The 14,312-nt window shown below is 64.6% G+C and carries 13 protein-coding genes; 5 read left to right on the top strand and 8 right to left on the bottom strand.

Going from position 1 to position 14,312, the window contains the following annotated elements; translation table 11 throughout:
• Positions 1–191: 191 nt before the first annotated feature.
• From M1D99_RS26780 to cbiE, 8 genes are all read right to left on the bottom strand, one after another.
• A complete protein-coding gene (locus M1D99_RS26780; protein WP_434572662.1) occupies positions 192–1,571 on the bottom strand; it encodes a PepSY-associated TM helix domain-containing protein in 1,380 nt (459 codons plus the stop codon).
• A gap of 210 nt (positions 1,572–1,781) precedes the next feature.
• Entirely contained in the window at positions 1,782–3,908 is a 2,127-nt protein-coding gene (locus tag M1D99_RS26775) for a TonB-dependent copper receptor (RefSeq protein WP_458131051.1), read from the bottom strand.
• Between the two features lie 83 nt (positions 3,909–3,991).
• A complete protein-coding gene (locus M1D99_RS26770; RefSeq protein WP_434572658.1) occupies positions 3,992–4,414 on the bottom strand; it encodes a DUF2946 domain-containing protein in 423 nt (140 codons plus the stop codon).
• Positions 4,415–4,427: 13 nt separating this feature from the next.
• On the bottom strand, positions 4,428–4,907 hold the full coding sequence (locus M1D99_RS26765) for a copper chaperone PCu(A)C (protein WP_458131050.1): 480 nt from the start codon (positions 4,905–4,907) through the stop codon (positions 4,428–4,430).
• Between the two features lie 45 nt (positions 4,908–4,952).
• Entirely contained in the window at positions 4,953–5,351 is a 399-nt protein-coding gene (locus tag M1D99_RS26760) for a DUF2946 domain-containing protein (RefSeq protein WP_458131049.1), read from the bottom strand.
• A 575-nt stretch (positions 5,352–5,926) separates the two neighbouring features.
• A complete protein-coding gene (locus tag M1D99_RS26755; protein WP_458132169.1) occupies positions 5,927–6,649 on the bottom strand; it encodes a cobalt-precorrin-6A reductase in 723 nt (240 codons plus the stop codon).
• Positions 6,650–6,660: 11 nt separating this feature from the next.
• A complete protein-coding gene (locus tag M1D99_RS26750) occupies positions 6,661–7,758 on the bottom strand; it encodes a cobalt-precorrin-5B (C(1))-methyltransferase (RefSeq protein WP_458131048.1) in 1,098 nt (365 codons plus the stop codon).
• On the bottom strand, positions 7,751–8,962 hold the full coding sequence (gene cbiE / locus M1D99_RS26745) for a precorrin-6y C5,15-methyltransferase (decarboxylating) subunit CbiE (RefSeq protein ID WP_458131047.1): 1,212 nt from the start codon (positions 8,960–8,962) through the stop codon (positions 7,751–7,753). Before cbiE ends, M1D99_RS26750 begins: the two co-directional genes overlap by 8 nt.
• 563 nt (positions 8,963–9,525) lie before the next feature.
• Between cbiE and M1D99_RS26740 the strand changes: the two genes are divergently transcribed.
• From M1D99_RS26740 to cobJ, 5 genes are read left to right on the top strand one after another with little or no spacing between them, the layout of a single operon-like run.
• On the top strand, positions 9,526–9,876 hold the full coding sequence (locus M1D99_RS26740; RefSeq protein WP_434572649.1) for a hypothetical protein: 351 nt from the start codon (positions 9,526–9,528) through the stop codon (positions 9,874–9,876).
• Positions 9,873–11,192 (top strand): precorrin-3B synthase, encoded by a 1,320-nt coding sequence (cobG, locus tag M1D99_RS26735; protein WP_458131046.1) that lies wholly within the window; start codon positions 9,873–9,875, stop codon positions 11,190–11,192. Before M1D99_RS26740 ends, cobG begins: the two co-directional genes overlap by 4 nt.
• On the top strand, positions 11,185–11,811 hold the full coding sequence (locus M1D99_RS26730; RefSeq protein WP_186731096.1) for a precorrin-8X methylmutase: 627 nt from the start codon (positions 11,185–11,187) through the stop codon (positions 11,809–11,811). Before cobG ends, M1D99_RS26730 begins: the two co-directional genes overlap by 8 nt.
• On the top strand, positions 11,811–12,542 hold the full coding sequence (locus M1D99_RS26725; RefSeq protein WP_434576623.1) for a precorrin-2 C(20)-methyltransferase: 732 nt from the start codon (positions 11,811–11,813) through the stop codon (positions 12,540–12,542). Before M1D99_RS26730 ends, M1D99_RS26725 begins: the two co-directional genes overlap by 1 nt.
• Positions 12,542–14,242, top strand: a complete 1,701-nt coding sequence (cobJ, locus tag M1D99_RS26720) for a precorrin-3B C(17)-methyltransferase (RefSeq protein ID WP_458131045.1) — start codon at positions 12,542–12,544, stop codon at positions 14,240–14,242. The genes M1D99_RS26725 and cobJ overlap by 1 nt, the downstream gene beginning before the upstream one ends.
• Positions 14,243–14,312: the final 70 nt, after the last annotated feature.

Raw genomic sequence — 14,312 nt, 5'->3', positions numbered from 1 at the left:
CATTTGGTGTGAAACACAGTCTCATTGTGGGAGCGGGCTTGCTCGCGAATGCGGTGTGTCAGTCAACATTCATGTGTCTGACACACCGCATTCGCGAGCAAGCCCGCTCCCACAGTTTTAACTGTGTTCGTGGTTTGGAAAGCGGGCACGATTGTAGAGGTTTCGCGCCGCTTTCCGTTAACGCACTGTCTTCAGCTTGAAGATGAAGCGACTTCAGACTGGCGATTCAAGCGGGTAACAAGCCGATCCAGCGCCCACACCACCACCAGCGAAGCGCCCACCAACGGGAACACCAGCGCCAGGGACAACATGATCAACACCCCGGTCTTCCAGGTCGGCAGGTCGTGGCGCAGTGGCGGCACGCCGAACTTGCCCTGGGGCCGGCGCTTCCACCAGATCACCAGGCCACTCACCGCGCTGAGCAGGATCATCAGGCAAACCAGCAGCACGAGAATCTGGTTCAGCGGGCCGAACATCTTGCCTTCGTGCAGCATTACGCCGGTCTCGGTGGCGCGGGCCACGATGCCGTAGTGTTCCCAGCGCACATCGGCCAGGACCTTGCCGGTGTATTGATCCACGTGCAGGGTCGCATCGTTGCGCGGGTCATCGGCGAACACGGCGATGGTGAACACGCCCGAGGCGGTCGTTGGAAGCGTGATGCTGTAGCCAGGCTCGACCTTGCGCTCGGTGGCGATATCCTGCACCGCTTGCAGGCTGACGGCCGGGGCGGCGGGACCCTCGTGCATGCCGCCGTGGGCCATGTGCTCGGCATGGTCGCCAGACATCGGCATCGGCGTGTTTTCCATGGCCCACGGCACAGTCTGGCGATGGGCGTTGTTGAGGCTGCCGGCCTCGACGTCGGACTTGGGGACGTCATTCCACATCGCCGCCGGGAAGCGGTTCCAGAGATCCGCGTACTGCTTGCCCCAGAAGCCGGTCCAGGTCATGCCGCTGAGCAGCATCACCAGCAGGAATGCCGCGCCCCAGAAACCGACGACAACGTGCACGTCGCGCCAGAACACCCGACCGCGCGCGCTCCAGCGCGGCCACAGCACACCCGCCGATGATTGCCCGCGCGGCCACCACAGGTAGAGACCGGAGACCACCAGCACCACGCCCCAGCCGGCGGCCATTTCCACCAATCGGTCACCCACCGTGCCGATCAATAACTCGCCGTGGATCGCTCGGGCCATGGCTTGCAAATTGTCTTTCGCGTCCTGCTCGCCGAGGACATCACCGTGGTACGGGTCGATGAACACATTCAACTCCCGGCCCTGGTCGATCACCACGAACTGCGCGCTGCGCTCGGCGTTGACCGGTGGCAGGTACTGCTTGACCTGACCTTCGGGGTAAGCCTGGCGGACCTGCTTGAGCAGGTCGTCCGCCGCCAGGGCGTGATGCCCGGCCGGCACGTTCAGCAGGCTGCCGTACATCAATGGGTCGAGTTGCGGCTTGAACAGGTAAATGATCCCGGTCAGGGCCAGCATCACCATGAACGGCGCCACGAACAGCCCGGCATAAAAATGCCAGCGCCAGGCCAGGTTGTAGAAATTCGGTTTCGGTTGGCTCATTGCAAAGCGCTCCGCAGGGCAAATTGGGTTGTTATGTTGTGCGGTTGCCAGGCAACCGATAAGCAGGGAGCCTTAAACACAGACTCCGTGGCGAGGGAGCTTGCTCCCGCTGGACTGCGCAGCAGTCCCTGGCTTTTTGCGGTTGCTACGCAACCGAGCGGGAGCAAGCTCCCTCGCCACAAGGTCAGGTGTCAGGCCTTGCCTGTGTTGTCAGAAACTCATATCCACCTTCGTCCAGAGCGTACGCCCCGGTTCGTTGATGGCCTGGGGGTCGCTCGCCGGGTAGCCGAACCCGGCGTTGCCGGCCAGGTTCAAGTGCTCGGCGTAGGCTTTGCCGAACAGGTTGTCGACGCCACTGCTGACCTTCCAGTGCGGGTTGATGCGGTAGGCGCCGTTGAGGGAGAAGACCCCGAACCCCGAGCTTTTGCCGTAGTCCTTGCCCACCACGTTGCCCTTGTTTTCATCGACCCGGTGCTGCGCGGCCACCACCCGCCACAAGGCCCCGGCGCTCCAGCGGTCTTCGCTGTAGGTCAGGCCCAGGCGCGCGTCCAGCGGCGGCATCTGCGCCAGGGCGCTGCCGTCGCTGCTGTTCTTGCCCCAGGCGTAGGCCAGGGTGGCGTCGGCTTTCCAGCGCTCGGTGAGCTTGTAGGCCGCGCCCAGTTCACCGCCCATGATCCGTGCGTCGATGTTCTCGGCCCGGGAAGTGGTGCCCATCATCCCCGGCGTGTAGTCGAACAGGATGTAGTCGCGTACCTGCCCGACGTATCCCGATGCCCAGGCTTCGAGGGTTTCGGTCTTGTACTGCAGGCCGAAGTCGAGCTGGGTGGTTTTCTCCGGCTTGATCGCGTCGAAAGCATTCAGCGAACCGCTCGGGCCGGTGTTCGGCGAGAACAGCTCCCAGTAATCCGGGAACCGTTGCGCGTGACCGATGCCTGCGTAGAGGGTGGCGGGGCTGTCGTCCAGGTCGTGCTCGTAGCGGACGAAACCGCTGGGCAGCGTGTCGGCGCGGGTGTCATCGGCAGTAGGATTGGGACGGGCCGACATGCCGGAACCGATGCTCTGGCGGTAATCCTTGGCCGAGGCGCGATCGAGCCGGGCGCCGGTGATCACTCGGTCGCGGTCGGCGGCGTACCAGGTCAGTTCGCCGAACACCCCGTAATTGTGGAAGTCGGCGTCCTTGGTGTACGGCAGGTCCTTGTAGGTGTCCACGCCCATGCTGCTGCGTTGGCGATGCTCGTTGGTCTGGGCGTCCAGGCCGCTGATCAATTGCACATCGGCCCAGCGCCAAGTGGCCTTGATGCGCGCGCCGAGGGTGCGACGATCGACATTGGAGGCCATGGGCCCGGCCATCATCCCGGTGCCGGACGGCGTGCGCAGCGTGTAGTTGTCCATCACGTGGTCGGCGTAGTTGTAGTAGACCTGGGCTTCGACTTTATCCAACACCTCGCCGATGTTCGAACGCTCGAAACGCAGCCCGAGGCTTTCGCGCTTGAACTGCGAACCGTCCATGCCGCGCCCGGCGTAGCGCGCTTCACCGTCGCCCTTGCCGGCCGTCAGCTCCAGCAGGGTATCGGCGTCCGGCGTCCAGCCGAGGGCGACGTCGCCATTCCATTTGTCATAGCGCGACGGCACGGTATCGTTATTGCCGTCGCGGTAATCGTCCGAATGGGCGGTGTTGCCGATCACCCGCACATAGCCCAGAGGCCCACCGGCGGCGGCATCCACCACCTTGTCGAAACGGCCGTTGGAGCCGGCCAGCACACTGGCATTGACCCGGGTGCCCAGCTCGCCGAACTGCTCCGGCTCGCGCTCGAACAGCACGGTCCCGGCCGATGCGCCGGGGCCCCAGAGCACGGTTTGCGGGCCTTTGATGACGGTGAGCGTGTCGTAGGTTTCCGGCGAGATGTAGGACGTTGGCGCGTCCATCCGGCCCGGGCAAGCACCCAGCAGCATGCTGCCGTTGGTGAGGATGTTCAGCCGCGAACCGAACATGCCACGCAACACCGGGTCGCCATTGGTGCCGCCGTTGCGCACCAGGGCGAAGCCGGGAATGGTCTTGAGGTAATCGCCGCCATCGCTGGCCGGCACCGGTTGGCGCGGGTCCTTGGGGTTGGTGACGACGGTCAGCGGCGAGCTGGGGGCGACGGCGGTGATGACCGTCGGGCTGAGTTCTTCGACCGGATGGTCGTGATGCTCGTGCTCATCGGCCAGCGCGAACGGGGTGAGCAGCAGGCCGCACAGTGCGGCAATGGTTTGGCGCGAACGAACCCGTGGTTCGTTCAAAGGGCAGCTAACCTGGGCAGAGCCCGAAGCGATGCCGGCAGAAAACCTGGACATGATGATTCCATCGAACAGACGTAGACGACACGGTCGGGCAGCCTGTGGCTATCTTTTGCGACCGGTTGAGTAAGTGTCGGGAGCTACGCTGGGAAGGGTGGTGCGCGGGTGCGGGCACCCGGGAAGAACGCGAGCCGGGCATGGCCCAGGCGTGTGGACAGGCTGGTGTAGGTGTTGAAGTGCGGGGTGTCGAAAGCGGCGAAGGTGTGACCGCCCGGCAGCGCGGGGCAGTTGAACAACAGGCTGCAATAGCCGCACTTTTCCCACAGCGCATGGTGCTCGCTCTGGGGCGGGCAATGTTCGGCTGCGGGCGCTTCGTGCGCCGCCATGTCCATGCTCATGTCCATGGTCATCGGCATGGACATGCGTTGATCCATCGGCATCGACTGGGAAACCAGTGGACCGATAAAGATCATCAGCATGGCGAACAGGCTGATCCAACTACCGCGGGTCAGGCTCATGGGCTGACGACGGCGAGTGGACAAGCTGGCGCGACGAGGGTGCATTGGGCAGAGACGTCTACTGAGCGTGCATGTGTGTCTTGGTGCCGTCCGGTGCTTTTTTCTGCACCTTGACGTCCACCGTGACATCCCCGGCTTTTTCGAAACGCAGGGTCATGGGGAAACGTTTGCCGTCGCTGAGCAGGCTGCGGTCCTTCAGATCCAGCAGCATCACGTGATACGCCATTGGTGCGAAGGTGACGGTCGCACCGGGGGCGATAGCCACGACGGGTACGGGTTGCATTTTCATCAGGTCGTTTTGCATCACATGCTCATGGAGCTCGGCCTTGCCGGCGATGGGCGAGTCGACGCTGAGCAGTTTGTCGGCGGTCGTGCCGCTGTTGTGAATCACGAAATACGCGGCTACGGTCGGCGCATTGGGCGGCAACTCCTGAGACCACGGGTGCGCAATTTCAAGCTCACCCGCTTTGTATTGATGAGCTTGGGCGAAGCCGACAGGAAGCAGCAGGGCGGCCAGCAGGATAAGTCTGTTCAACATGGCAAATCTCCGGAACGATTCAGGGCGCAGGTGTATGCGGAAGAATCAGGCCAGAGGCGAGGCGCGGGGGTTGAGGCTGGGCCATTGCTGGCGTGGCGTGGGGCTGTCGAGCTTCGAATGGACGGCACCGCGATGGGCCAGCTGTGCATCCAGGTACAACTGCGTGACATGCCCGGCGAGCGCCACCAACGGCGGGGAACCTGAGCAGCACCAGCAATGCTGCATCGTTGAATGACTGTCCTGTTGCGGCGTGCCCTGTTCGAGCTTGCCCAGGGAAATCGCCACCATTCTCGTGCCGCTGGATGAGCAGAAACTGCCCCACAACAGCTGCTCGGCTGGTGCATCAGCAGTCGCGCCACCGCTGTTGGAAAGCGGCATGGCAAGCATGTTGAACAGCACTGCGAAGCAGGCGATCCAGGCAAATGCAAGCCGTTGTCGGGACATGGGGCAATCCGCTCGGTTGGGCGATCAGGTGGCGGTATTTAGCCTGATCAGGGTTGAGAAGTAAAAAAGCCACGTGCGGTGTAGGGTCGCAGGGCTTGTGTTAACAGTAGCAACAGATCTTCGAATGAGTGCTTTTGTGGCGAGGGAGCTTGCTCCCGCTGGGGCGCGGAGCGGCCCTAAAATCGGACATTGCGGTGTGTCAGGAATATCGCGTCCGCTTTTTTGGGACTGCTGCGCAGCCCAGCGGGAGCAAGCTCCCTCGCCACAGGGTGGCGGCTGTGCGCAGGTTAGTCGACCGGGGAGTCCAGCATTACCGGCGCGCCCGAAGGCGCCCTGCGCACAACCACCATCAAGTGCAGGATGAAATACCTGACTGACGAAGCTTGTGAACCCGCTGAAAACCTTGGGCAACTAAACCCGATCACTGAAGGGCAGTGACGGGAATCAAGTTACCGAGGGCCTCCAAGGCGCACAAACCGGCGGATTCTGGCGTAGTTGTAGGCAGCGACGCAAGGTGATGTAGCCTGCTGACGTAGTTCTGACAGGACAGGCTTGTAGGACGGTGCAGTTTTCTGTCAGACCAACTGCCGCAGCCCCTGCAACACCTCATCCACCGTCCCAAACTCCCGATCCACCCCCGCCAGCACCGGCCGCTTCAACACCAACACCGGCAACCTCCGTTCCCGCGCCACCTCCAGCTTCGGTTCAGTCGCCGTGCTACCGCTGTTCTTGCTCACAAGCACATCAATCCGCCGCCGTTCGAACAATTCACGCTCGCCCTCGATATGAAAAGGACCACGGGCCCCAATCACTTCGCAGCGCTCATTACCGGGGTAAACGTCCAGCGCCCGCAAGGTCCAGAATTGCTCTGGCGGAATTTCATGCAGGTGTTGCAGCGGCTCACGCCCGAGGGTGAACAAGGGGCGGTGGAAGGGTTGCAGGGCCTGGATCAGTTCGGCCCAGTCGGCCACTTCGCGCCAGTCATCGCCGGCCTGGGGTTGCCAGGCCGGGCGGCGCAGGGCCCAGCAGGGGATGGCGCAGGCACGGGCCGCGTGGGCGGCGTTGTGGCTGATCTGGGCGGCGTAGGGGTGGGTGGCGTCCAGCAGCAGGTCGATGCCCTCGGCGCGGATGAAGTGCGCCAGCCCTTCGGCGCCGCCGTAGCCGCCGACGCGCACCTGGCAGGTCAGGTCGGTGGGGACGCGGCCGATGCCGGCCAGGCTGTAGATGTGCTGGGGGCCGAGGGTGCGGGCGATGGCCAGGGCTTCGGTGACGCCGCCGAGCAGCAGGATGCGTTTCATTTCAAGGCTCTTCATGGCAGGGCTCCCGCCTGGCCAACGATCCCGCCCTGGCGGTCGATGGCAAAGACTTCGACCTGGACCTGGGCCGGCACCACGCTGCGGGCGAAGGCCAGCGCGTGTTCGCACACCGCATCGCCCAAGGCGATGCCGGCGGCGCTGGCCATCGCCAGGGCCTGTTGGCTGGTGTTGGCTTCTCGAATGCCTTGCTGCAAGACCTCATCGGCACCGATGGCAGCCGCCCATGCGGCCAGCTGCGGCAGGTCGATGCTCGAATGGCGGCTGTGCAGGTCCATGTGGCCGGCGGCGAGTTTGCTGATCTTGCCAAAGCCGCCGCAGAGGCTGAGTTTTTCCACCGGCACCTTGCGCACATGCTTGAGAACGGCGCCGACGAAGTCGCCCATTTCGATCAGGGCGATTTCCGGCAGGTTGTAGACCCGGCGCATCGTGTCTTCGCTGGCATTGCCGGTGCAGGCGGCGATGTGCAGGTAGCCGTTGGTCTTCGCCACGTCGATACCTTGATGGATCGAGGCAATGTAGGCCGCGCAGGAAAACGGCCGGACAATGCCGCTGGTGCCAAGGATCGACAGGCCGCCGAGGATGCCCAATCGCGGATTCATGGTTTTCAACGCCAGGGCTTCGCCGCCCTCGACATTGACCGTGACTTCGAAACCTCCGGCATAACCGCATTCTTCGGCCAAGCGACCCAGGTGATCGTTGATCATTTTGCGTGGTACCGGGTTGATCGCCGGCTCACCGACACCCAGCACCAACCCGGGGCGCGTCACCGTGCCGACGCCGCGACCGGCGATGAAACGCACGCCGGGTTCGGCGATCAAGCGCACCTGGGAAAACAACAGGGCGCCGTGGGTCACGTCCGGGTCATCGCCCGCGTCCTTTATCGTCCCAGCCTCGGCGCCTTGCTCGGTCAACCGGCAGAACTCCAGGCGCATCTGCACCTGCTTGCCCTTCGGCAGCACGATCTCCACGGCATCGGCTTCGGTGCCGCGCAGCAGTAATCGGGCCGCCGCCAGGCTGGTGGCGGTGGCGCAACTGCCGGTGGTCAGGCCGCTGCGCAGGGGGGCGAGTTGTTCGGCGGTTTCGTCACGCATCGAGAGGTTTGACCAGGTCGAGCAAGGTGATCGGCAAGGCCTGGCGCCAGGTGTCGAACCCGCCCAAGGGTTGGGCCTGGGCGATGTGGATGCGGGTCAGTTCACCGCCATGACGTTCTCGCCAGTGCATCAAGGTCATTTCGCTTTGCAGGGTCACGGCATTGGCGACCAGCCGACCGCCGGGCTTGAGTTGGGCCCAGCAGGCGTCGAGCACGCCTTCGCGGGTGACGCCGCCGCCGATGAACACCGCGTCTGGTCGCTCCAGGTTCTCCAGCGCCAGCGGGGCGCTGCCGCGAACCAGTTGCAGACCGGGTACGCCGAGGGTGTCGCGGTTGCGTTCGATCAAGCCTTGCCGGCCTTCGTCGGCTTCGATGGCCAGGGCCCGGCAACTGGGGTGGGTGCGCATCCATTCGATGCCGATGGAGCCGCTGCCGGCGCCGACGTCCCAGAGCAACTCGCCGGGTGTGGGGGCGAGGCGGGCGAGGGTGATGGCGCGCACGTCGCGTTTGGTCAACTGGCCGTCATGTTCGAACGCGGTGTCCGGCAAACCGGCCAGGCGTGACAGGCGCGGTGTCGACGGTTCGCCCCGGCATTCGACGGCGATCAGGTTCAGGTCGGCGACGGTGGTGTCGGACCATTGTGTCGCAGTGCTTTCGATCCATCGTTCTGCCGTGCCGCCCAAGTGTTCCAGCACCGTCATGGCGCTTGGGCCGAAGCCCCGCTCGCGAAGTAAGCTTGCCACGGCGGCGGGGCTGTGGCGGTCGTTGCTCAGCAGCAACAGCCTGACGCCTGTGGATAAATGCCCATTGAGCGCCGCCAGGGGACGCGCCACCAGCGACAGCGTGACCACTTCCTGCAACGGCCAGCCCATGCGCGCCGCGGCCAGTGAACAGGAGGATGGCGCGGGGATGACCAGCATCTGGTCGCTCGGCACCTGTTTCGCCAGGCTGGCGCCCACGCCATAGAACATCGGATCGCCGCTGGCCAGCACGCACACCGGTTCGCCCTGCCGAGCGAGCAGCGGTTCCAGGGAAAACGGGCTGGGCCACAGCTCCCGCTCGCCGCGGATACACAGGGGCAACAGCTCCAACTGGCGAGGGCTGCCCAGGATCCGCGATGCTCGCAGCAAGGCATGGCGAGCCGTTCGGCCCAGGCCCTTGAAGCCGTCTTCACCGATGCCCACTACGGTCAGCCAGGGGGTCATCTCTGTTCCTCGAATAGTTGGGTTGATCGACAGGCGTGTTGCCGCCGCGAACCGGGCCGCCATCATACCGCGCCCCGGCGGATCAGGCGCCTGGCGCAACATCATTGTGGCTGCGAGACCGCATTCGCGAGCAAGCCCGCTCCCACAGGGATTTGGAGTCAAACGCAGAATTTGTGAACAGCCTGGCCAAAACTGTGGGAGCGGGCTTGCTCGCGAAGGCGGCGGTCCATCCAACATCACTTTTTCAGACAGACCGCTATCGCGAGCAGGCTCGCTCCCACAGGGATTTGGGGTTGAACGCAGAATTTGTGAACAGCCTGGCCAAAACTGTGGGAGCGAGCCTGCTCGCGAGGCGGCGGTCCATCCAACATCACTTTTTCAGACAGACCGCTATCGCGAGCAGGCTCGCTCCCACAGGGATCTGGGGGTGAACGCAGAATTTGTGAACACCCCGATCCAAAACTGTGGGAGCGGGCTTGCTCGCGAAGGCGGCGGTCCATCCAACATCACTTTTTCAGACAGACCGCTATCGCGAGCAGGCTCGCTCCCACAGGGATCTGGGGGTGAACACAGAATTTGTGAACACCCCGATCAAAACTGTGGGAGCGGGCTTGCTCGCGAAGGCGGCGGTCCATCCAACATCACTTTTCCAGACAGACCGCTATCGCGAGCAGGCTCGCTCCCACAGGGATCTGGGGGTGAACACAGAATTTGTGAACACCCCGATCAAAACTGTGGGAGCGAGCCTGCTCGCGATGGCGGCGATACAGATAACATCATTGGATCAGGCAACCCGTGTTCTTGAGCAATCTCGCCTCAATCCGACAGGCAAGCTTTTCATGACCACCGGCAAAGCAGGCATAATGGCGCACCTTCGCCAATGTGGCGTTTCTCAGCTGCCGGTCTGCCCTTGAACGAACGTCCATCCTCCAACGTCATCCGCCCCTCCGGTTGCCCGGGGTTGCTGCGTGTCGTCCAGGCGTTGGACGGGGGGATCTGTCGGATCAAGCTCGATGGCGGTTCCATCCAGGCGGATCAGGCTGACGTCGTGGCCTTGGTGGCCGAGCGGTTCGCCGGGGGCGTGATCGAGGCGACCAACCGGGCCAACCTGCAGATCCGCGGGATCGGCCCCGGGCACGACGCGCTGATCCAGTCATTGCTGGCCGCCGGGCTTGGTCCTCGCAAACCGTCTGGCGATGACGTGCGCAACCTGATGCTCAGCCCCGCGGCCGGGATCGATCGGCAGATGCTGTTTGACACCCGCCCGTTGGCGGAGCAGATCCTCATCACCCTGCAAACCCACGAACGCTTCCCCGAACTGTCGGCCAAGTTCGCCGTGCAACTGGACGGTGGAGAGGCGCTGGCAATGCTCGAACATCACCACGACCTGTGGTTGTCGGCCTTGGTCCGTGATGGCGAGCCCTGGCTGGCCTTCGGCTTGGCCGGTTCCCCATTGGATAAACCGGCGGGCAGGGTGCCCCTGGCCCAGGGGCATGCCTTGGTGGTGGCGGTGCTGGAGCTGTTCCTCGACCTGGCCCGCCCGGACCAGATCCGCATGCGTCACTTGTTGGCTGAAATCCCCAACGATGAATTCATGACCCGATTGGCCTGCCGCGTGCCGCTGCAAGCTTGCCTGGATTGGCAGCGGGACGAGCCCGTCGACGAACTGCACATCGGCATCCATTCCCAGCACGACGACCGCGTCTACGTCGGCGCGGCGGCGCCCCTGGGGCGGCTCGATGCGGTCATGCTGCGGGGGGCGGCGCAACTGGCGCGGGAGAAGGGCGACGGCAGCCTTCGTTTCACGCCCTGGCAAAGCCTGTTGGTGCCCAACGTGTGTGTCGAGGATGCCGAAGAAGTCCTGGCGCGGCTCCAAACGCTGGGCCTGTTGGTGTCGGTCGACCAACCCCTGGCGCAGCTCATCGCCTGCACCGGTTCCAGTGGCTGCGGTAAAGCCCTGGCCGACACCAAGGCCGATGCTCGTCAATTGGCCGAGCTGCTGCAACGCCAGGGCCAGACCCTGAAAGTCCATCTGTCCGGCTGCCCGCGTTCCTGCGCGGCAGCCCATATCGCGCCCGCCACCTTGCTGGCGGTCGCCCCCGGTCGTTACGACCTGTATTTTCGTGATGCCGCGCTGCCAGGTTTCGGCGCGTTGCAAGCCCACAATCTGACTATTGAAGCGCTCGGCCAATGGCTCGACGCTCATCCCCGGAGCCCCCTTGATGCTTGATTACATCCGCGACGGTCAGGAGATCTATCGCAACTCCTTCGCGATTATCCGCGCCGAAGCCAACCTGGCGCGCATTCCGGCCGATCTGGAGAAACTCGCGGTGCGGGTGATCCACGCCTGCGGCATGGTCGAGGCCATTGATGGCCTGCAGTTTTCCGAGGGCGCGGGCACGGCCGGGCGTCAGGCGCTGGCCGCCGGTGCGCCGATCCTGTGCGATGCGCGGATGGTCTCCGAAGGCGTGACCCGCGCTCGCCTGCCGGCCAACAATCCGGTGATCTGCACCTTGCGCGACGAGAGCGTGCCGGCCTTGGCCCTGGAACTGGGCAACACCCGTTCGGCGGCGGCGCTGGAGTTGTGGCGTCCGCACCTGGAAGGCAGCGTCGTGGTCATCGGCAACGCGCCGACCGCGCTGTTTTACCTGTTGGAAATGCTCGACGCCGGCGCGCCGAAGCCGGCTTTGATCCTCGGTTTTCCGGTGGGCTTCGTGGGTGCCGCCGAGTCCAAGGCGATGCTCGCGGCCAACAGCCGGGGCGTGCCGTTCGTGATCATGCAAGGCCGCCTGGGCGGCAGCGCCATGGCCGCCGCCGCCGTCAACGCCCTCGCTACGGAGGTTGAATGATGCAGCAGCCTGGACGTCTGATCGGCCTGGGCGTGGGCCCCGGTGACCCGGAACTGATTACGGTCAAGGCCCTGCGCCTGCTGCGCGAATCGCCCGTGGTGGCGTACTTCGTCGCCAAGGGCAAGAAAGGCAACGCCTTCGGCATCATCGAGGCGCATTTGCAGGACGCGCAGACATTGCTGCCGCTGGTCTACCCGGTCACCACCGAGGTGCTGCCGGCGCCGCTGTCCTATGAACAGGTGATCGCCGATTTCTACGACACCGCCGCCGAGCAGTTGGCCGTGCACCTGGACGCCGGTCGCGACGTGGCGGTGATCTGTGAGGGCGACCCGTTCTTCTACGGTTCCTACATGTACCTGCACGATCGCCTGGCCGGGCGTTATGAGGCCCAAGTCATCCCCGGCGTGTGCTCGATGCTCGGCGCAGCCTCGGTGCTCGGTGCGCCGCTGGTCTATCGCAACCAGAGCCTGTCGGTGCTCTCGGGCGTCCTGCCTCACGATGATCTCAAGCGTCGCCTGGCCGACGCGGATGCGGCGGTGATCATGAAGCTGGGGCGCAATTTCCCCAAGGTTCGCCAAGTGCTTCAGGAATTGGGCATGGACGGACGGGCGCTGTATGTCGAGCGCGCGACCATGGCCAACCAGAAAATCGTGCCGTTGGATGACGTCGAGCCGATGTCTTCGCCGTACTTCTCGCTGATCATCGTGCCGGGCGAACGGTGGCAGGGTTGATGGCCGCCAAGACGCCGGCCATCGTCATCCTCGGCCCCGGCAGCCTGGCGACGGCTCGACGGATCCAGCAGCGCTACCCCGACGCCCTGATCCACGGCTTGGCCGGGCGGGTCGAGGGCGATCGGCAGTACCTGGAATTTGGCGCGACGTTGCGCGAACTCTACCAACAGGACACACCGATCATCGCCCTGTGCGCCGCGGGCATTGTCATCCGTACCCTGGCGCCGCTGTTGCTGGAAAAAGGCGCCGAGCCGCCGGTGCTGGCGGTGGCCGAGGATGGCAGCGCCGTGGTGCCTCTGTTGGGCGGCCTGGGCGGGGTGAATGACATGGCCCGGGACATCGCGGCAGCGCTGCAAGTCGCGCCGGCCATTACCACCAGCGGCGAATTGCGTTTCGGCACTTGCCTGCTCAATCCGCCAAGCGGCTACAGCCTCGGCGACCTGGAGCAGGGCAAGCGCTTCGTCTCCGACTTGCTGGCCGGTGAGCCGGTGCGTATCGAAGGCGCGGCGCCGTGGCTGGATCAGGCGCAGTTGCCGCAAGACCCGCAGGCGCGGCGCACGATCCACGTCGGCCATGCCGAGCGTGAGGCGAGCACTCACGAACTGCTGATTTATCCGCGCAGTGTCGCGGTGGTGGTGAGCGCCGGGTTGGCTGACCTGCCGGGCGCCGTTCGTGCCGCTTTGCAGCAAGCGAACGTGGCGCTTCGGAGCCTGGCGTGTCTGGTGGCGGCGGATACGCTGATGGGCAGCACGGTCTTGCGTGAAGCGGCGCTGGAATTCGGGGTGGCGCTGCGCTTTGTGGCTGCAACGGGCGATGCCGCCACCTTGGCCCGCAGTTCGGTACCGGGCGCGACCGTTGTTTCGACGACGGACAACCTGGCCATCGCCGTTGCCGCTCAACCCTTGGATGTGGCCCAAATCGGCCGCCCGCGCGGACGCCTGGCGGTGATCGGCCTGGGGCCGGGCGCTGCCGAGTTGATGGTGCCGGCGGTGAAAGCCGAGTTGGCGCGGGCCACCGATGTGCTGGGTTACGAAACCTATGTACGCATGGCCGGCCCGTTTCGCGATGATCAAGTGCTGCACTGCACCGACAACCGCGAAGAAATGCAGCGCGCCCGACACGCCTTTGAGTTGGCTGCGCAAGGCCGTTCGGTGATCGTCGTGTCGTCCGGTGACCCGGGTGTGTTCGCCATGGCGGCAGCGGTGCTCGAAGCGTTGCACGAGTCCAGCGATCCGGCCTGGCACCAGGTTGAGCTGGAGATCCTGCCGGGCGTGTCCGCGTCCCTCGCCACCGCCGCCCAGGCCGGTGCGCCGTTGGGGCATGACTTCTGCGTGATGTCGCTGTCGGACAATCTCAAGCCTTGGTCGATCATTGAAAAACGCCTGGACCTGGCTGCCGAAGCCGATCTGGCGCTGGCCTTCTACAACCCGATTTCCCGTGCGCGCCCCTGGCAATTGGGGCGTGCGCTGGAGATCGTCGGCCAGCACCGCACACCGCAGACGCCGGTGGTGTTGGGGCGCGACATTGGTCGCCCGGGCCAGACCCTGCGTGTCACCACGCTGGGGCAGCTCACCGCCGAGCAGGTGGATATGCGCACGATGGTCCTGATCGGCTCCTCCACCACCTGTGTGTTCCCGCGTGCATCCGGTGGAAACTGGGTGTATACGCCTCGCTGGTATGGGGCCAAACCGGCCTCTTGAACCGCAACACTGTTCTGTGGTGGGGGGAGCTACTGTGGCGAGGGAGCTTGCTCCCGCTGGGCTGCGCAGC

The sequence above is a fragment of the Pseudomonas sp. R3-41 genome (assembly GCF_054161485.1).
This window is presented reverse-complemented; position numbering and strand designations above follow the sequence as displayed.